Source organism: Paenibacillus azoreducens, assembly GCF_021654775.1.
GTDB classification, from domain to species: domain Bacteria; phylum Bacillota; class Bacilli; order Paenibacillales; family Paenibacillaceae; genus Paenibacillus_AQ; species Paenibacillus_AQ azoreducens.
In genome coordinates, this window is the sequence record NZ_AP025343.1 from 6,399,849 (window position 1) to 6,420,170 (window position 20,322).

11 protein-coding genes and 1 pseudogene are annotated in these 20,322 nt (G+C 46.9%); 4 read left to right on the plus strand and 8 right to left on the minus strand.

Features of this window, described 5'->3' with window-relative positions:
• Window positions 1–695: 695 nt before the first annotated feature.
• The 7 genes and pseudogenes from L6442_RS28590 to L6442_RS28620 all read right to left on the minus strand — a co-directional run bounded on the left by L6442_RS28590 (window position 696) and on the right by L6442_RS28620 (window position 13,735).
• A pseudogene (locus L6442_RS28590) lies at window positions 696–1,910 on the minus strand (ISAzo13 family transposase).
• A 550-nt stretch (window positions 1,911–2,460) separates the two neighbouring features.
• Entirely contained in the window at window positions 2,461–3,534 is a 1,074-nt protein-coding gene (locus L6442_RS28595; RefSeq protein WP_212978253.1) for a LacI family DNA-binding transcriptional regulator, read from the minus strand.
• A gap of 149 nt (window positions 3,535–3,683) precedes the next feature.
• Window positions 3,684–8,486, minus strand: a complete 4,803-nt coding sequence (locus L6442_RS28600; RefSeq protein WP_212978254.1) for a glycosyl hydrolase — start codon at window positions 8,484–8,486, stop codon at window positions 3,684–3,686.
• Window positions 8,487–8,673: 187 nt separating this feature from the next.
• A complete protein-coding gene (locus tag L6442_RS28605) occupies window positions 8,674–10,602 on the minus strand; it encodes a methyl-accepting chemotaxis protein (protein ID WP_212978255.1) in 1,929 nt (642 codons plus the stop codon).
• Window positions 10,603–10,968: 366 nt separating this feature from the next.
• Entirely contained in the window at window positions 10,969–11,991 is a 1,023-nt protein-coding gene (locus L6442_RS28610) for a glycoside hydrolase family 130 protein (RefSeq protein ID WP_212978256.1), read from the minus strand.
• 33 nt (window positions 11,992–12,024) lie between these two features.
• Window positions 12,025–12,858 carry a carbohydrate ABC transporter permease gene (locus L6442_RS28615; RefSeq protein WP_212978257.1) on the minus strand — a complete coding sequence of 278 codons (834 nt, stop codon included), beginning with the start codon at window positions 12,856–12,858 and terminating at the stop codon, window positions 12,025–12,027.
• 1 nt (window position 12,859) lies between these two features.
• Window positions 12,860–13,735, minus strand: a complete 876-nt coding sequence (locus L6442_RS28620) for a carbohydrate ABC transporter permease (protein WP_212978258.1) — start codon at window positions 13,733–13,735, stop codon at window positions 12,860–12,862.
• A gap of 165 nt (window positions 13,736–13,900) precedes the next feature.
• Between L6442_RS28620 and L6442_RS28625 the strand changes: the two genes are divergently transcribed.
• Window positions 13,901–15,234 (plus strand): IS3 family transposase gene (locus tag L6442_RS28625; protein ID WP_373871871.1). Its coding sequence is split into 2 segments (ribosomal slippage): window positions 13,901–14,288 and window positions 14,288–15,234, totalling 1,335 coding nucleotides; the frame shifts between segments, so codons are not numbered across the junction.
• An 84-nt stretch (window positions 15,235–15,318) separates the two neighbouring features.
• Here L6442_RS28625 and L6442_RS28630 read toward each other — a convergent pair.
• The gene (locus tag L6442_RS28630) at window positions 15,319–16,671 is read right to left on the minus strand and encodes an ABC transporter substrate-binding protein (RefSeq protein ID WP_237100116.1); all 1,353 of its coding nucleotides are present in this window, start codon (window positions 16,669–16,671) and stop codon (window positions 15,319–15,321) included.
• A 243-nt stretch (window positions 16,672–16,914) separates the two neighbouring features.
• Here L6442_RS28630 and L6442_RS28635 point away from each other — a divergent pair, with 243 nt between their 5' ends.
• The 3 genes from L6442_RS28635 to L6442_RS28645 all read left to right on the plus strand — a co-directional run bounded on the left by L6442_RS28635 (window position 16,915) and on the right by L6442_RS28645 (window position 20,317).
• Window positions 16,915–17,940: a substrate-binding domain-containing protein gene (locus L6442_RS28635; RefSeq protein WP_212981441.1), complete on the plus strand. Its 1,026-nt coding sequence runs from the start codon at window positions 16,915–16,917 to the stop codon at window positions 17,938–17,940.
• 238 nt (window positions 17,941–18,178) lie between these two features.
• A complete protein-coding gene (locus tag L6442_RS28640) occupies window positions 18,179–19,108 on the plus strand; it encodes a glycoside hydrolase family 113 (protein WP_373871868.1) in 930 nt (309 codons plus the stop codon).
• A gap of 12 nt (window positions 19,109–19,120) precedes the next feature.
• Entirely contained in the window at window positions 19,121–20,317 is a 1,197-nt protein-coding gene (locus tag L6442_RS28645; protein WP_212981439.1) for an AGE family epimerase/isomerase, read from the plus strand.
• Window positions 20,318–20,322: the final 5 nt, after the last annotated feature.

A 20,322-nucleotide genomic window follows, 5' to 3' on the forward strand; every position in this document is an offset into this window, starting at 1 on the left:
AGCAATAAGTGAGATAGCGACTTAATATCTTTATTGGGATCGATTTCTCCCGTCTGCTGTCCTTCCCGGAGAAGCTCATAAAATGCCTGTTACAATTCCTCGAAAAAGTCTTGTATCATTGTACGAAGTTGTTCATCAGCGTATCCAAGCCAATGGTTGCTTTCGTAATCAAGTAACTTCCGGACAAATTCTCATCAAATGCAGAAGCGATATGATAGTCAAAATAGTACCGTATGCCAGCTTTTGCGGAAGAAGAATTGACCAAGAGATTTATTCTATAATCGCGTGTTTTTTTGTAATGACACAGTGCCTCAGAATAAAGCGTCTCTTTGTCCTCAAACGTATTGTACAAACTTGATCGTGTATAATGGTCCCAAAGCATCCTTATGGTACGGTTCATGAAACGAAAGCAATTGCCAAGTCTGTTGAAGAAGACTGAATGAAACTAAAAAGTAATAATGGAGACAAAATTATTCCCAGAAATATTGAACAAACGGAGAACGAGGGTTCAAGTAACACTACAGCCGTCTAAGGCACAATCAAATAAATAACTGATCAATTTAAGATAGTGGAGAGTTGGGAAGAAATGCGTGTCCGTTTTAGTCCATACTGTCTGGAAATGAACTCCTTTTCTGGTTAAAAAAAGCCACTCTTCGACTTTTGGATACACTTCCCCCTACCCCAATGGCTATTTCTTAGGTTGAAAAATCCAATTCCAATGCTTTTTTACATCGTTGAGGATGAAGTGTAATAAACCATTTTCCAAGGGTGGAATCGCGATCCATCAGCTCTTCATAGGCGTCCATCGCTTTCTTGCTCAGTTTCTTGCCCGTTTCATACGCCTGTTCCACTATCGATACACCCGGATGCTTTACCTTTCACGACATCGTTTGCGCGAACTCGTAGACCGTTTCTTCGTCCCGGAGCAAATTGCCATTCCAACGCTGCTCCAGCCGTCCCCACACCCGTTCAATCGGGTTATATTTGCTGTGATACGGCGGTTAGTAGGCCAGAATAACCTTCACCTCGTAACGCGCACAAAATTCCACGATTCGCTTGATGAACTGCGTTCTGCGACTGCTGTTTTCTGGGCCATTATCGGCGTTCAGAATCAGCGTGTCTTTCTCTTTGCTCGCAGCATACCCGCTACTGATCCAATACCGTTCCATCGCGTCTACCATAAAATCGGCCGTCACCTTCGTTTGGGTAAACGACAACGCGTTCTCGTCCGCCTTCACATCCAGGATGCCGAACGGCGTTACGAACTTCTTGGAAAAATCGTGGTCCGCTGCCTTGACCACCACGCGGCTTGCGCCGCCTCTGGAAAATTCTCCGATCTTCACACGGTCCTTCGTATCAAACGAGAGTCGAACCACGTTGTCTTGATCCTTGGCCTTATCATGGATTTCCTTCAGTTTGCTGAAGATTCCGTCCGTTTCCTTGATCTTTTTTAACGGCTTGGTTTTTCTTACCTTTTTCAGGATGTAGCCCAACCCATTAACTTTCGTATGGAGCGTTTGAAGGGTGGGCAACTCCTCCTCCCTATAGCCTTTTTCCTGAATCAACTGCTTTCGGATCTCCCTTACCGTCAGCCGTGTGTACAGTTTTTCGGTCTGGCTCTGGCTATCTACCACGGCTTGGATGTCCTTCAGCAAATTCGGCAACTTCTCTTCAGCCCGGAGCCGTCCCCGCTTATGAAATTGGTCTGCCACCGCAACTCCGGATTCTACTTCCCGCATCCCCTTGGCAATCGTATTGCGACTGACTCGGAAGGTTCGTGCAACGCGGGTTACTTCGCCTCGGCCGACTTCCTTCGCCAGCTTGGCCAAGACGACCCGTTTCTGTCCTCCGTTCAGCAAATCCACCGTTTCTTTCAGAATTTCTTTGCATCTATTCAACCCTTGCGTTATATCCTTCGTTCATGTTTTGGTTTGTTCGGAAAACCAATCAAAACATATTTCGAAGGATTTTTCAATTCCGCTTGTTACCACCATTTTGCTCAGTTATTTTATTGAACATGCCTAAGACTTTAATTCAATACTTAGTCCGCCGCTGATTCAATCAATCTAATATTCTTGCATGTTCAAAAAAAAAATTAAGAACCGTCCATTGTTAACGGTCCGTCAGATGAAATCAATGAGAATTTCCGTGTAACTGGTCTACCTTATCGGGAGAGAAACCCGTAGCAGCAATGACCGAGACTTTCATTCCCAGGTCAATCATACGTTTAGAAACATCTGCTTTAGCTTTTTGTCCTCCTCTTCGATATATACTCCACAACCTTTTCCAACCCCATAACTTCAGATAATCCGTCTGTGATCTGTCAATTACAATGTCCATTTCTGGTCTTGATGCGGCTCATTTCATTAATAACTCCATAATTTGTCGGGACCCGCGCTCTGCGAGTCACTTTTTGATGACCGGAAAAATTCATTTGCGAACTAGTAGCAAAAAAAACGGTTATTCTGTTGAGCTCGCCATTCGCGGCCCTAACGCAATTGAATCACGAAATACGATCGATCCGGACATATAAAGCGTTTCTCTCGGGAAATTAGCATGAGTCATATGATTAAATAAAACCTGTACAGCCCTTCTGCCCATCAGTTCTTTTTCCACGTTGACCGTCGTCAGCGGAGGTTCGGTAAAAAATGCGTCCTCAATATTATCAAACCCCGTAATTGACACTTCTTGGGGAATTCTAACATTCAACGACTTTAACGCATTAATCGCGCAAATCGCAATCGCATCATTAGCGCAAACAAGCGCAGTCGGAAAATCATTCCGGCCTTTCCAAGATTCAAGAATGGCCCGGATCTGTTCCGTATGCTCCACGCGGTTTTCTCCTGCAAGACAACTCAGAGGATGCTGCTTGGATACCGAAAACTCCATCTCTTCCATCGCATCTTTGTAGCCGTTCCAACGACTAAGAAAGCTGAGAGAATAATCCGTATCCCCGACAAAATAAATATATCTATGTCCCAAGGACAGCAAGTGATTTGTCAAGTGATACACGCATTCCCGGTTATTCGCAAACAGTTCGCTGGATTTAACTAGAGGCTCCCGGTGATCGATCAATACGATAGGAACTTCAAGCTTCCCTGCCTCCTGAAGAACTTGGGTACTAACTTGTCCGACGCCGATAAATCCTTGAATATTATCCTGATCAACAAGCGATAAAAAGCTATCCGCCGTCTGATCGGTAATCACAACTGCTCTAGCTCCGTTCATTTGAAGCTCTTGCGTTATTCCATCGACGATCCGGCCCCAATAAACAGAATCACGAAGCTGATAACGAATATTCGGTAACAGTACTACGACTGTCGACTTTCTTGTCTTTCCGATTGCCTCCACAGTACCCTGACTCACGTTCGTGGGACGCGCGTGAAAGCGGTAACCCAGCTTGGCGGCTACTTGAAGAACCCTTTCTCGTGTTGCTGGATTTACGCCTCCCTTACCCGAGAGCGATTTTGAAACGACATATTTCGATACCCCCGCCGCATCCGCCACATGCTGCATGGTGATTTTTTTGCCCATGAAAATTCCTCTCCAAACCTTCCGATTGGTTCGAAATGAACCAAGATGCTTAATTCCTCACATTATAACATTGTTACTGCAAAAAAAAACAGGAGTAATCCTTCAACATGAACAATGAAGGAAATACCCCTGTTTTCTTCAAGAATTATTCAGTTTTTATAGGCCTTAACTTCATCAATATAAACGGTTGCGTTTCCCACCGTGCCGGATGGAGTTACGACTTGAATGCCCACCTCGTTCCCTTTCTTCAGATCATCCGGCGTGAATGGAGGTTCATTGGGATCGCCGATATAAGGATACATGTTGGAAAAGTCAATCCTCAAGGTCGCGAAACCCGCACCGTCCGCATTCAACGCGCCTGAATCAACCCAGATGGCGTAGTTACGCAGTTTGATAAATAGCTTTGCCTGAACGTTCGGAATGTCGGAAACGATCTTTACTTTTGCCTCGATGCCGTCAAACGCACTAAGATCCATGTCCCCCACTTTGCTAACAGCAATATATTCGCCATCGGTTTGCCAAGACAGGTCGTTCTTCAAAACAGTCCAGCTCTGCCCGTTTTCCGAATACACCCCTTGGGTAACGGTCACATTTCCGGCTTCCGTTCCCCAGCCTTCCACATCCTGATCAAACGCGAAACGTAATTCGGATTCAGTGCCGTTCAAGATCACGTCCTTCAAAAGCAGCTTCGCGGATCCGCCGTCATTCCCGATTTCTTCGATTTTAACGCCGATCGCCTTGATATCCTTTAGATCGACGCCTGCCGATTTAGCCGCCTCCGTCAAGGAAATAGCCAGCGTCGTAAATCCGTTGGCGTCTACGGGAAGAGGCGATCCGCTGTCCGACCAAGCCCAGCCCGAACCGCTCTTCATGAATAGCCGGGCTTTCGCCGTACCGTTGCTCAATTTGATCCGTGCCGCGATGCTGTCCAAGCTTTTCAAATCCAGATTGGATGGGGAAGCTACGAGTTCAAAAGCTTCTTTTCCCGTATTCGTCAAAGGAAACTCGACGCTGAGCGCCCCTTCGCTCGAATCAAATTCCGGATTCATCGCTTGGGTCGTACTGTTTTCTAATCGCCATCCGGCAATATCCGCCGCGGATTCGAATTTGTACAATACACCGGGAGGCGTTCCAGGCTGCTCCCCACCGTTATCCGGAACTTCCGGAATGCCGGCATCCTTCACCGCCCGGATGTCGTCAAGGTATAAGACGCCACTATGTTGTCCTTGATCCATAACATTCACGTAAAGATTAAAGCCGGTCACTTTTTTCAGGCTTTCCTTGGACACGGGTCCGCCTGAGCTCCAAGGCGCGACGACGAATTCGCTGAACGGAATTGTCAAATCATAGGTTCGGGAAGCCTCCAACTGCGGATAAGCCTCATAGGCGGTCCCGTTCATGTTGATTTGGATCACCAGCTTAAGCGGCCGGCCATCCTTCGCATAAGCGCCGGTGTCGCCGGTTCCGATCCATACATGAAGCGCGTTCGTATCCGACCAGTCCACGGTGCCGAGACTTTTGCCTACTCCCGTGTATCCCGCCGTATCGATGGCGTATTGGAGCTTCATACCGTAATCGCCGGAGAATTTATGATCCTTGCTCAAACCAACGCTCACATCGTCTCCTCCCGCCTTCGGATACTTAGCGGTTACCGCATCGTCCGAACCCCCGTAGGATTCGAAATCATCCACAAGGGAGGTATCTAGAACCGGCGCCGTATAGGCACTGAACAATCCGAGATCGTCCACATAGATCGATTCGCTGCCGCCCTGCGAAAGATAGCTTCCCACCAGGGAAACCGCCAGACCCGTTGCGTCTGCAGCCGCCTGGACATCGTCCAGTTCAATAACGGCATCATATTTATAGTAGGTTTTGCCGTCCACGGTCACCTGTTCCAAATCGGTTAGCGTTTTTTTGGTGGCATCCATCCCGTATTTACGGTCCCAATCCTCTGGATACATGGCGATAGCTTGAATCGCCGCTCCTTGACCGGCGAGCGACGCCGGAATGAGCGCCGACAGTTTCAAACGCCCGATCCGGGAAAGGTCGACGTCCGATAAAGCTTTGTCCGTCAATTGAAGCTTCAGCTCCTGCCAGGAATCCCCGGCGGAAAGGCCTTCGGAAACTTGAAGCTCAAGCTTCCCGTCTCCGTCCAGCACACCGTGCGTCAAATTCATTTTGATCGTATCGGGCCATGCTCCGTTATTTTGGACCAGCCCGAGGCTGTCCGCCGTGTCAAAAGTAATCTGCTTGACCGGCAGCTCCCTTACCTTAACAAACACGGAGATCGTTTGAACGAGCGCGGCTTTGCCCGTTTGATGCGCACGGACCGTAATCTCCGCCGATTTCCCGTTCAGCGCCGCTTCGGGAAGCCAAGCCGCCGAATAATAACCGTCCGCATCCAGCTTCATTTCGATTTCTTCCCCTGTTTGACCGATGCTGTAGGTCACCTTGGAAGGCATCGTATTCAGCACTTTCGCCCGGATGATGAACGGTGCTTCGCTAACCGTGCCGATGTTCGTCGGCGTGACGATGTGCATGAACGGTTTGCCCGATGCCGTTGCGACAGTGCGGTTATACACGTTTTTCCCTTTGAGTTCGCCGGCAAATGAGGTATAGGGATCATTGTAATAATCAATAAAGTCCTCCAGAAGCTCATGGCTTCCCTTGCCCGGAACATCCTTGTAAGGAACGAATAAATTATTGCCTTCTCCGAAATTGGCCCAGGTCAGCATGTACGCAATCCTGCGCGCGTCTGGATCGCTTTTGATCGCATTCAACACGTTGGTAAACCAGTTCAGGTCATTATTTCCGGTTGTTTTCATCCCTTGGGCGCTGTAACCGTATTCAGAGAAGGTCGCGACTTTGCCTTTGGCGTCAGCCAGCTTGGAGATCATCTTCAAATCTTTCACCAGCCCGCTCAGGAAAGAGGCGCTTCCCGCATTGTCCTTGTTGTCGTACTGGTCCATCCCGAGAATGTCCACAAATTCGTCGCCCGGGTAAGTCGCCAGGTACTCATTTTCGTTTCCGTTAAACGGTCCGTTCGGCGAAAATACATACAAGAAGTTGCGAACCTGCTTCACGTCACGTAAGTATTCCACGGTGTAACGGTACAGTTCCACATATTCGCTCTTCGTCGTCGTGGCCGCACCCCACCAGAACCAGCTGCCGTTCTGCTCATGGAACGGACGGAACAAAACGGGGATCGGTTTGCCTTCGTCATCCTTCAATTGCGTGGCGAAAGCCGCGATGCGGTCCAGGTACTCCCGGAAATCGGCATTTTTGTCGCCGCCGGGCAAGATGCGGGTGACGACGGATTGCGTCGCTCCCGGCGTGTTTCCGGTGTCGTTGAAGCTGCCGCCTGTGGCGAAATTGTAAGGATGCGTGCTCAGCGTCACGATACCGCCAAGCTCGTACGCCTCCTTCATGGCCGCCGACAATGCGATACGGCTGGCTTCATAATCCCCCGCTACTCCCGGCGGATTCTCCAGGCCGTCCAGACTGAGCGTGTCCCAACCGAACACGGCCGGGTAATCGCCGACCGAATTTTTCACATCGGAAACGACTTTGCCTTGATCGTCCTTGCCGGCAAAGGAAACCGTCGTGTCGTGTTGGTGCCCGAACAAAACTTCCTTGCCCCGCGTTTCGTTCAGGAACGCAAACAGCGATTTGGTTTCGGCGGTTGCCCGGGAATCCACCAGATAAGGAGCACGGGTTCCCGGAGTTTCCGGATTGGTGACTACGCCTCCGGAACCGCCCGAACCCGATCCGCCCGGTTCCCGTACCATAGCCGGAGGTGTAGTGTCCAATTGAGCTTCATCCTGTAACTTGCCGTTTTTCAAGGTGAATTTTTTGTTCTTTTCTACAGCCATACCGTTAATAATGACGTTATCGGCCAAAACGTTGATCACGTCCACGCTGCCCTGGCCTTCCAGTGTCGTACCTTCCGCGCCGCTGCCAATCACCATGCCGGTAATGACGGACTCGTTCCCCAATTCCATGACGGCCGTCGTGCCTACGGAAGCTTGAACTATTTTCGTTTTCCCCGAGAACACGATCCGAACCTTGCCGCCGGTTCGATTGACGATCAGTTTCGATAAGGTAGAATCGCCGATTTGTATCGAATGCTCCCCGCCTCCCGATACAAATGCGGTTCCTTTTACCGTGAGTCCTTGAAGCTCCGCGTTCCCGTCCCCGATGCCCGGAGCAAGATACAGATTTCCGGCAATCGTACCGTTCTTCAGGGTGACGCCGCTTTGCTTAACGATCGCATTCCCCGAAATCTCCCCGTCCGAGAACGCTCCCGGATTCCGGTAAAACTTGGCGACCAGATGATCGATAACCGTGATGAGCTCGGCTCGCGTCATGGTCCGTTCCGGACCAAAGCTCCCGTCCGGATAACCGGAAACCGCTCCGGCCAACGCCGCTACCGCTTCTCTCGCGTAACCGCTGATCTCGGCCGCATCCGTAAACGAAACAGGATTTGCAGCGCTTTCATTTTTTAATGAGAACGCTTTCGAAATCAGGGTGACAGCATCCTGCCGCGATATATAAGCGGTCGCTTTGGACAGATTCCCCGGAAACCCTTCATAATAGCCCGCCGCTTTGGCAAGCGACAAAGTCTCGCCGTACCAGGCTCCTTGGGGGATATCGGCAAAAGGAACCTCCGCTTTGTCGGTGTAACCGAACAAACGATTGATGATGGCCGCAAGCTCTGCCCGGGTCACTTTCTCGTTCGGATGAAAGGATCCGTCCGGATACCCTTGAACCACCCCCAAGCCCAGCCATCTGTCAATGCTCGCCTGCGCCCAATGCGCACCGGTTTGAACCTGGGAGATATACCCTTTCCGCTCGGTATTGTCCACGGCATGGACATTGCCTGCCGGCATGGCGAGCTGCACGGACAAGAGCGCCGCCAGGGCGGTGATGCATCCTCTTTTAACTCTGCTCAAAAGTCTCACTCCTTGATTCGTATTCATAAAAGAATCTAAAAAAGAAAAGTAGCACTAACCTCCCTTCATCAACTAACTTTTGCTTTCGCATAAAATATTAGCATCATGAAGCAGAATAAACAATAATTTTAGTGCTAATTTAATGAATAAAATAAATTATACAATAACTTTATGATAATTAAGAGAACTATATCTTAAATAGCGCCAATTTCTGTTCCAATTTTGTAGAAGCCTGCTCCAAGTTATTGGATAGCTGAACAAGCATTTCACTGACATTCTGTTGCTCTCCGCTCAGTGAGGCCACTTCATCGGAAGTCGCGGAAGATTGCTGGGCCACGGCGCTGACGTTGCCCATCGATTCGGACAACACGCCTTGCGAGACAACAAGCTGTTCGATTGAAGCCGTTACCGAGTCCAGCCGATCGATAAACGCCTGCATTTGCTCCTGAACGTCATAGAAAATAGCATTCGTTTCTTTGACGGCCTCCCGTTGTTTGCCGAATAACGGCGTAACCTCGGACAAGGCAATGACCGTTTCGTTCATTTCGTTCATGATGCCGTCCGCAATGCCCGCAACCATTTCGATCGATTGCCTGGATTGCTCGGCAAGTCCACGAATTTCGTCCGCCACGACCATAAAGCCCCTTCCTGCCGCTCCCGCTCTCGCTGCTTCAATGGTGGCGTTTAAAGACAGAATATTCGTTTGCTTCGTAATATTTTGTATGACGTCAAGGACATCAAGCACCGATGAGGCGGTTTCTTTCAAACCGTTGACCCGCTCCGTGAGCGCCGCGGTTTTTTGCCCGGTCAAATCGGTCTGCACCTCCAGCTCTGCCAGCTGATCGATCCCCCGCTTGCTCGATTCCCCGACATTCAAAGCGGAATCTCCCATTTCCCGATTCACTGAAGCAAAATATTTCATTTGCCCTGTGATTTGCTCGGTCAACTCATTGCCTCGCTCCGCTTCCCGGGCAAGATTCGCAGCTCCCGTAGCGAACTGTTCGGTGGATGCCGCTATCTCTCTGGCGGAAATGGCCGTTTTGCGTGAGGCTTCTCCTAGTTCTTTTGCCGTTTCCAACACTTCCAACGCGGTCTTGCTAGTCTGGTCTACGAGCTCTGTGATCTGTTCCATCATTTCATTAAAAGATACGGTCAATTCGCCGATCTCATCCCGGCTTCGATTCTCCATACGCACCTTGAGATTGCCTTTCGCTGCTTCTTGCATCAATTTCTTCATTTTATTGAGTGGTCCCGCGATCGTTCTTGCCATCAAAAAACCGATGGCGATCGCGAGGATAGCTACGATGAATGCTGACAAATAAGTTGTCAACATGATTTTGTTAGCATCTAGGGTTAATTCACCAACAGGAATGACACTTAGCAGTTTCCATCCGGAGGTGCCAAGGGTGCTGTACACCGTCAAGCTCTCCTTCCCCTCCGCATCTTTGCCCTGCAGGCTGTCCTGCTCCTGATCAGTTTTCGCCACGCTCCAGATCTGGTTGTATCCCCGGTCTCCTTGGGGAGCGGACGTGGCGATCAATCGTTGATCGGCCGTGACAAGCTGTACGACGGATTTTTTTCCGAGGCTGATTTTTCCCAGCTCTTCCCCAAGGATCGAGCTTTTGATGTCGGCAACGACCACATATCCCGTTCCCAGCGAACCGGTTAGCGATTTTACCATGCGGAACAGGGAGGTCGGCCCGCCCGCTTCGGGAGCAACTTGGTCCGGCATCCACAGGGTTCGGCCGGAATCCAGCGATTCGCTAAACCATTCCGACTGCTTTGCCCCCTCCAGGAAATCATCATCCTTCATCCCTGTAGTCACGCTTTGCATCGAATCATTTTCGGGGATTAGGTACACCCCCAGTACCCCGGGGTTTGAAAAAGCCCAATTCCCCAAAGCAGAGACCAGCTTCTGCTTGATGATAATTTGCTGTCTGGCATCCGTTCCTGCAAGTGAGCCTTGACGGACAAGCTCCTGAATTTCTTTGCCGAACAAGGATTGCTGCAGCGAATTTTCATAACGTTCCAGGACCAAATCCAACTTCTCGGCTGTCTGGTTGACGGTTTGTTGGTTCGACGACTTGGCGATAGTTTTGATGGTACTTTTCGACATCTGATAAGATACGCTTCCAAGACACAATACAAAAGCAAGGGTCGCAAAAAAGAAGATCATAAACAGCCGTGCCCCCACCGATTTGGAGGGGTGAACCTTGAGTTCGCGAAAGCCAGAAATGAGACGTCTCTTAACTATAAGTATTTTTTTTATCACGCTGATTCCCCTCTTGTGACCGTCTCCAATACGCTTCAAAATCCTGGGGTTTCGGGCTACACCCCTGATATTTCAGCAATTCTTCAATTGGATCGTTCACCAATTTTATTTTCCCCCAGAAACTCAAAAACGGATAATTCTTCGTAGAGTTATCCGTTTTTCGAAATGTATGGTTAGCTAGATTTCAGAATATTAGTTAGTAGTCAAAAATTACATGATGCCGATTTCGGCATCATCACCGACTTCTTCATGCGTTGCTTTCACGTAATCGACGATTTCTTGGACTGTCGTGTACGCCACACCTACATACGTATCAGCTGCACCATAATAAATCGCAATTTTGCCGGAACCTGCATCCGTCAACGTTGCGCAAGGGAACACAACATTGGGCACGAAACCGCGTTCCTCGTACCACTCTTCCGGTGTTAGCACGTATGTGCTAGAGCGATATTTGACTTTGGACGGCTCGTCTTTATCGAGGATAACCGCACCCATGCTGTACACAAGCCCGTTGCAAGTGCCCGTTACGCCATGGTAGAACATCAGCCAACCTTCCGTCGTTTCGATTGGAGCAGGGCCGCCGCCGATTTTGACGGATTGCCACCAGCCTTGACCGCCCTTAGTCATGACATGGCGGTGTTTGCCCCAATAGACGAAATCCGGGCTTTCACTCAGGAACACGTCACCAAACGGCGTATGTCCGCTATCGCTTGGACGGGATAACATCACGAAATTACCGTTAATTCTTTTAGGAAACAGAACGCCGTTCCGGTTAAACGGCAGGAACGGATTTCCCAAACGCACGAACGTTTTGAAATCAGTCGTTTTCGCCACCCCGATGGACGCTCCATAAAAATCAGTGCACCAGATGATATAATAAGTATCTTCTACCTTCACCAAGCGCGGATCGTAAGCATAATTTGGCTGGAACGGCTTGCCTTGCTCGTCTACAAACGAAATGCGCTCTTCTTCAATATTCCAATTCAGTGCGTCATCACTCCACCCCAAGTGCAAATGAGGGCGGCCATTGATCGTTTCGGCTCGAAATACGCCCACAAATTTGCCTTCATAAGGAACAACCGCACTGTTGAAAATACGCGCGATGCCTTTGGCCGGATTTCTTTTGACGACCGGGTTGTCGCTATGTCTCCAAACGGGACCAACAGCTCCCTCAGGTTTGTTTTGCCACGGAATATTCGGTAGATTCTCTCCAATAATTTTGACAGTAGTCATGTAGTATTCCCCTTCCAAATCATATAATAAATTTTATTTCACTGAGCCTTGCGAAAAACCGTTGTATATATATTTTTGCAACGACAAGAACACGACTAGAATCGGAATAATCGTAATCATAATGCCCGCGCAAATCACTTCCCACTGTGAACCGTAAGGACCTTTGAATTTGAAAAGAGCGGTGGATAATACTTGAAGGTCTTCGCTCGGCATGTATAAAAAGGGAGTATAAAAGTCGTTATAAATGTTTACACCTTTCACAATGATGACCGTCACAATAGCCGGGGCGAGTAAAGGCAAAATGATTCGCCAATAAATCGTGAAGTAAGACGCTCCGTCCAACATCGCAGATTCGTCCAGCGATTCTGATATCGAATCCAGGAACTGCATGAAAATATATACTGCAATAATGTCCGTCCCTAGATAAAGAAGGATTGGTGCAAACCGTGTATCCACCAAGTGGAAGAAGTTGATGATCCTATATGTCGCAACTTGAGTCGTTACGCTGGGAATCAACGTGGCTAGAAGGAACGCACCCATCAACAGTTTATTTCCGCGGAATTTAAAACGGTTTAATACGTAAGCGATCATAGAACCAATCAAAGTCGCCCCAATAATGGAGACAACTAGGATGATGATCGTGTTTCCAAAACCAAGCAGCATTTTCCCGTTGACAAAGGCTTTCGTATAGTTGGAAAAATTAAGCCAGTTGTCTGGAGGAGTAAGCGGACTTGTTGCCCCGTATTCCTGATTCGTTTTGAAGGAGGCAAACAACACGACGATAATAGGAATCAGAGCAACAAACGCGCCAAATAGCAAGCTTGCGTATTTGACTACATTGGCTACACTGTATCTCAGTCTGTACATTCTATTTGTCCTCCTTGATCAGCAGCTTTTGAAGCAAGGTTACAATAATCACGATGAACAAGAGTACGACCGCCATCGCAGAAGCCAGGCCCAGCTTATTGAATTTAAACGCGGTGTTCACCGTCTGGATGACAAACGTGTTACTACCGTTGGAACCACCGGTCATAATATATGGAATGTCGAAGGCGCTGATAGCGCCACTGATTGCCAAGATCAGATTCAACTGAACAATACTTTTAATGCTTGGGAGAATAATGTGGCGGAACTGATGCCAGCGGTTGGCACCGTCAATATCCGCAGCTTCATATACATCCTTGCCGATAGAGGAGATTGCGCCCAGAAAAATAATAAAGTTAAAACCCATATATCTCCATACAGACGCACCGGAGAGGGAGATATTAATGATGTTGGGATTCAGCAGCCAACCCTGCGTATATTCGCCCAAACCGAAAGATTGCATCAACGTGTCAAGTGTACCGTCCGGTCTGAAGAAGAACAGAAAAATAAAACCGATTGCTACACCGTTCAGTAAGTAAGGGAAGAATAATACCCCTTTAAAAAAATTTTTTAGACGCACCTTAAAACTGAGAATGGTAGCAAAATAAAGAGCAATCGCCATTTGCACAAAGGAACCTACAAAATAATACAAACTCACTTTAAATACGGTAAAATATTTGGAATCTGTAAAAATTGTTTTGTAATTATCAAACCCAACGTAATCGTAATGCTTACTATATCCGTTCCAGTCGGTGAAACTGTATTTGAACATATTGAATACGGGCAAGTACGAAAACGTGAACAGTAAAGTGACGGGAATTAGCGAGAAAAGCACGATGATTAATTTTCGCTGCGTTTTGTAGCTTAAGTTTTTGAACACCACTCACACCTCCAATAGTCTTGCTGCGTATGGTTTCCTATCTTTATAAGCCAAATATAAGGGAAACGCACCCATTTAAACTGTACCCTATCGAGTAGACACTTTAAAAAAGTCTCTCGATAGGGTACTTTTGTCTATAACAAGAAGATGGGAAAGAGGAATGGTATGAGCAAGAAAATATTCACAGATAAAGAAATCAAGCTGTTATCTAACAATCCTTATGTGAAGTCCGTATCTTCAAAGGCAATTACGTATACGGATGCGTTTAAGCAATTGTTCATCTCAGAGAGCAACCAAGGCAAGCTGCCAAGAGAAATATTTGAAGAATGTGGTTTTGACGTAACCGTCATCGGGGTCCAAAGAGTCAAATCCTCAGGGAATAGATGGCGTGCGAGCTACCAGGAGAACGGAATCTTAGGTTTGCAGGATACAAGAAGCCAAGCATCAGGAAGACCTCTTAAACGGGAACTGACGCTGGAAGAGAAGTATGCCAGGTTGGAAGCTCAGAACAACTTGTTAAAAGCGGAGAACGAGTTGTTAAAAAAGATTCGTTTTGCAGAAAGGGGGCAGAGCGAGAAATAAGGCTGTCACCTAGCCAGAAATATATCCTTATTCATACGATCATCGAGAAATATCAGCTCCACCGTATGGTCAATTATTTATGTAAGGTGTCAGGTGTCTCCAGAAGTGGATATTACAGGTACTGGTCTTCTGAAGCAACGCAAAAGAGAAGCCAGAAGGAACAGCGAGATGAGCAGCTAAGAGAAGTAATCTTAAAAGCATTTCATTTCAAAAGACGAAAGAAAGGGGCCCGTTCCATCAAGATGACATTGGAGGGGCAGTTTAAGGTAATCTACAATTTGAAACGGATTAGGAGGATTATGAAGAAATACGACATTGTATGTCCCTTCAGAAAGGCCAATCCCTATAAACGGATGATGAAGGCTACCCAGGAGCACAGGGTCGTTCCTAATCTGCTGAACCGGGAGTTTAAGCAGAACATCCCAGGTAAGGTATTGCTGACTGATATCACCTATTTATTTTACGGATCAGGTAAAAAAGCTTACTTATCAACAATCAAAGACAGCTCAACCAATGAAATCTTGGCATATCATGTGTCAGATCGGATCACCATGGATCTTGCGACAGATACTCTCCTGAAACTTAAGAAAAATCGAAGGTTTAAGAGAGCCGATGGTGCCTTCATTCATTCTGATCAGGGATCTCATTATACACATCCGGATTTTCAAAAAATGGTTAAGAAAATGAAATTGAAACAATCCATGTCTAGGCGAGGAAACTGCTGGGATAACGCCCCTCAGGAATCCTTTTTTGGCCATTTTAAAGATCAGGCTTCCATTAAACCTTGTTTGACTTTGCACGAGTTAAAACAGGAGATTAAGGACTACATAACCTATTACAACCACTACAGGTATCAATGGAATTTAAAAAAGATGACCCCTGTTCAATACAGAGATCATCTTCTTCAATCTGCCTAGACTTTTTTTAAATGTCCTTTACATAGGGTACAGTTTAATTATGCGTTCCCCTTTTTTTCTGGCACTTGATCTGCTTCTTGCTGACTATTCTTTCGTTACTTTCGCGCGAGAGTTCACCCATGCGTCATTCAAGTCTTTCATGATGTCGTCATAGGATTCGTTCAGATTACCGATTGCCGCTTCGATAATACGCTTTTTGAACCCTTCCTGCCAGAGACCAATTTCGGCATCCTTGTCGATTTTATCGACCAGACCTTCTTGCCCTTCCTTGGCAGGTGCTTGCAATTCAAATTTTACATCAGTGCCTTCGAATGCTTTCAAGGATTCTGGGAGCGGAGCGCCTACTACCGGACTCATACCACCAGCCACTTCTGTTGGATACCCGGATTCTTTGACGAACCATTCGATCCACGCTCTGGCCGCTTCTTTGTTCTTACTGTGCTTGCTGATTCCGAGCAGATAATCGTCAGATAACGGCATAATTACTTCAGAAGCATTAGTCGGGAACGGCATGTAAGCAATATCATCAGGATTTGCCGCCAATTCCTTCACTTGAGCGATCGCCCAGGAACCGAGCACCATTGTACCAATTTTCCCATTCGCCATATCCCCTTTTGAAGCCTCCCAGTTTGTTGTCGTAGGGTCAGCTTCGATCAAGCCTTCTTTGGCTGCATCATACAATACCTTATAAAGTTCGTAGTGAGGTTTGCCAGGGACGAAGTTTTCATCTGTATTCGGCTGTTCCACATTGACGTAATCAACGCTCCCGGCTACCGTTGTCAAAACGGATTCCCATTGGTTCAACGGCCAGCTGTCCGCATAATTGGTATACAGAGGAACCGCATCGCCTTTTTCTTTAATCTTCTTCAATGCATCCAGAAATTCAGCGGGAGTTTTGGGAGGCGTCGCTATACCTGCATCTGCAAACACCTTTTTGTTATACAAAATGCCCGAAAAGTTAACAGCAGTCGGAATTCCGTAAGCTTTGCCTTCTACCATTCGTTCTTCCAGACCGATATATTCTTTGCTCAGCTCGCTATATTCGCCGAGCGGCTCGAAGAACTCAGGGAGATCCTTAATCGGAATACTAGTCGGCAACAACAATACATCGCCATAGTCGTCCGAATTCATGCGGACCAAAACTTGTCCTTCATAGTCAGACAAAGCTTGGAAGTTTACTTTTACCTTTGGATATTTTTCGTTGAATTTTGTTGCGTAATCCTTGAAAACTGTATCTACAATATCCGTTCTTTGCGTAAGTACGGTAATTTCACCGGAGACTTCTCCCCCGGATTGTTCAGTCGCCGCGTTGTTTGCGCCAGAGGCATTCCCTTGCGCGTTGTTCTCCGCATTGTTATTCTTGGATCCGCATCCTGCCAGCATCGTCAACACCAGCACCAAAGCAATGAAACCGAGAACTTTTTTGTTTTTCTTCACTTTCACTTACCCCTTTCGGTTAACTTAAATTAAGTTATCGATAAACTACGCTTTAATTCTATATTGAATACGCTTTCCCGTCAATCACTAATTTATTCTTAGCGAGGATTTTAACTAATACGTAAAGTGCAAATTAATTTTTTATTAACTGTCTCTTTATATTTACAGTGTGAATAATGTATACTGATTCTAAATCATAAAGCTGATTCCGTATAAAGCTTGACAGGACGGTGAATAAAGTTAATGAAAAGTAACATAACGATGAAGGATATCGCCAATAAATTGGGGGTCAGCAGCGTAACGGTATCTAAAGCGCTTAATGATAAAGAAGGCGTAAGCGACAATTTGAAGCTCAAAATTAAAAAAGTCGCTGGTGAAATGGGTTATCGTTTTAATTCTGCAGCGAAGTCCATCAAAGATGGACTCTCCTATAATATCGGCGTTATGATCCCTCAGCGTTTCACGGGCTTGAACGATTCCTTCTATCTTCGTGTTTATCAAGAAATCGCCGTACAACTGGACCATTACGGATATTTCGGGATCTTGAATATTTTGAGTAGCGATGAAGAAGAGGAACTAAGTTTCCCAAGAGTGTATAGCGAGAATAAAGTGGATGGCATCATAATTTTGGGCCAAATCAGCAAAAAATATATCGAAACGGTGCAAAATATGGATTTACCCAAGCTGTTTCTTGATTTCTATGATGAGCATGCCATGATCGATTCGATAGTTACCGATAACTTTTACGGTGCTTACGAATTAACGAACTATTTGATTCAAAACGGTCATCGGGACATCGCCTATGTTGGCAATGTACATTCTACAAGTAGCATTCAGGACCGTTTCCTCGGGTATTACAAATCCCTGTTGGAACACGGGCTGAAGTTTGAGGAACGCCTGCTGCTGAATGACCGGGACGAACGCGGCTATTATATCGATATCGAGCTTCCGGATCGCATGCCAACAGCCTTCGTTTGCAACTGTGACCAGGTAGCCTATAATTTATGTGAGCGCTTAAGAGGGGCGGGTTATCGAATTCCTGATGATTGCTCCGTGGTCGGCTTCGATAACGACATTTATGCCACTTTAAATTCACCTCAACTAACAACGGTAGAAGTAGATATTGAGCAAATGGCACGAACTGCCGTTAAGTCAATCATGGATAAGGTGTCGAACCCAAATCGCCGAAACGGGAGAGTCCTCGTGCATGGCAAAATTATCTATCGTCAATCCGTTCGAAATATATCGGATAGCCCAGTGGTCCTCTAACAAATCTTGCTTAAAATGTACAACCGTCGAGAAATCGGCGGTTTTTTTGTTGGAATATAAAAATGTGGATCACTAACAAGTACATAAATAAAACAGTTGAATTTTCAATACTCTTGGATTTATATTAGTATCTATACAGATGATTTGTTATTATAAATAATCGAATATCATTATAACAAATCGTTAATTTGTTAGTGAGGTGAATGAAATTCAAACCTTAAATCAATATGTTGCAGGCATGACCTGGGGGTTCATGGGTGTCCGAGGAACTTGGGCCACGGAGCAAGCGGAGACATCTATGGAGATGATGGCCGAAAGAACTGGAGTCAATTGGACAGCGATCGCTTTCACCGCGCATCAAGCGACAGCCTTTTCTACGAAAATCCCTTATTGGAAGGAACCGACAGTCACCGATGAAGAAGTTAGATGGGCAATTCGGAAAGCAAAGTCGCTCGGACTCCATGTTTGTTTAAAACCGATCGTCAACTGTGCAGATGGTACGTGGCGTGCGCATATCAACTTTTTCGACAAGGATGTGCCGTGCGAGCCTAAATGGTCGGACTGGTTTGCATCCTACCGGGCCTATATCTTGCATTTCGCCAAAATCGCCGAAGAAACAGGAAGTGAAATGTTCTGCATCGGCTGTGAGATGGTTCAAACCGACAGACGCGAGATTGAATGGCGTGAATTGATCGTCGAGGTAAGAAAAGTCTACAGTGGACTCATTACTTATAACTGCGACAAATACCAGGAGGATAATGTCGGTTGGTGGGATGCCGTGGATATCATCAGTTCCAGTGGATACTATCCGATCAACGATTGGGATTGTCAGCTTGACCGAATTGAAAGTGTTGTAAGGCAATATGACAAACCGTTCTTCTTCATGGAGGCGGGATGTCCAAGTCGCACTGGTTCCTCCCTGATTCCGAACGATTGGTCCCTTCCCGGAGAAGCCAATTCTTACGAACAGGCCCGATATTACCAGACGATGTTCGATAAGTGCGGAAAACGCGACTGGATGCGCGGATTTATGTTATGGGATTGGCCTGTGGAGCTATATGACCTCGAAAAAGCTTCGGATGACGACGGTTACTGCATCTTTGGAAAAGAGGCGGAGAGTGTAGTTGCGGAAGCCTATACGGCTCATCTTGGTTCTCTAATGCGTTAAGGAGGAAAAACTGTGGACAACCATGAATGGAAACAACAATTGCAGCATGAGCTTCAAGGCAATATTTTGAAGTTTTGGATTGACAATTCGATCGATACTGAAAACGGCGGATTTATCGGTGAGATCGACGGCCAGCTTCAAGTAAACGGAAAAGCAGACAAATCTCTCGTGTTGAATGCCCGTATATTATGGACCTTTTCTTCCGCCTATCGCTTCTACCCTGTCCCAGAATATTTGGAGATCGCTGAGCGTGCTTATGCCTACTTGCTGGAACACTTCGTGGACCCCGAACATGGCGGTTTATTCTGGATGGTCGATTATCAGGGACAGCCTTCTCAGGATAAAAAACAAGTTTACGGTCAAGCATTCGTGATTTATGCGCTAACGGAGTATTACAGAGCTGTTCAACATCAAGAAGCTCTGGATCTGGCGATCGAGATATATCATCTGCTGGAGAAGTACAGCTACGACCCTGTTCATAAAGGTTATGTTGAAGCTTTAGCTCGTGATTGGAAAGATACCGGAAACCTCAGCCTGAGCGCCAAGGACCTGAACGAGAAAAAATCGATGAATACGCATCTGCATGCGCTGGAAGCATACACCAATCTTTATCGAGTGTGGAAATCGCCTGAACTTCAGCACAGCCTGAAGGAACTGATTGAAGTGACGCTCGATCATATCGTCGAACCGGAGCATGCACGCTTCCAGCTGTTTTTTAATGAGAAATGGGAGACCAGGGGCAACCATATTTCTTACGGTCACGATATCGAAGGCAGTTGGCTGCTTGTGGAAGCGGCCGAAGTATTAGGCGATCCCGGTTTGTTGATCCGCGTGATCCGAACCGCTATTCGGATGGTAGAAGCCGTTTACAAGGACGGTGTTGATACGGACGGTGGTATCTGGAACGAAGCCGATGGGAGCAACGTAACGGATTCAAACAAAGACTGGTGGCCACAGGCCGAGGCGATGGTCGGTTTTTATAATGCTTATCAATTAACTGGCGACACCAAATTCAAGGAAGCAGCCGCTCGATCGTGGAATTTCATCCAAACCTATCTTATTGACCGAACCGGAGGAGAATGGTATTGGGGCGTTGGCCGCAATGGCAAGCCGTTGTTGCATGAGCCAAAAATCAGCGCTTGGAAATGTCCTTATCATAACGGACGCGCATGCCTGGAAATGATAGAACGTCTTGATCGGAAATCATAATAATT

Bases quoted from the DNA above. Each gene is read 5' to 3' on its own strand.
- L6442_RS28635 (WP_212981441.1), top strand. From the start codon at position 16,915: ATGAAAAGTAACATAACGATGAAGGATATCGCCAATAAATTGGGGGTC.
- L6442_RS28640 (WP_373871868.1), top strand. From the start codon at position 18,179: ATGACCTGGGGGTTCATGGGTGTCCGAGGAACTTGGGCCACGGAGCAA.
- L6442_RS28605 (WP_212978255.1), bottom strand. From the start codon at position 10,602: ATGTCGAAAAGTACCATCAAAACTATCGCCAAGTCGTCGAACCAACAA.
- L6442_RS28595 (WP_212978253.1), bottom strand. From the start codon at position 3,534: ATGGGCAAAAAAATCACCATGCAGCATGTGGCGGATGCGGCGGGGGTA.
- L6442_RS28610 (WP_212978256.1), bottom strand. From the start codon at position 11,991: ATGACTACTGTCAAAATTATTGGAGAGAATCTACCGAATATTCCGTGG.
- L6442_RS28615 (WP_212978257.1), bottom strand. From the start codon at position 12,858: ATGTACAGACTGAGATACAGTGTAGCCAATGTAGTCAAATACGCAAGC.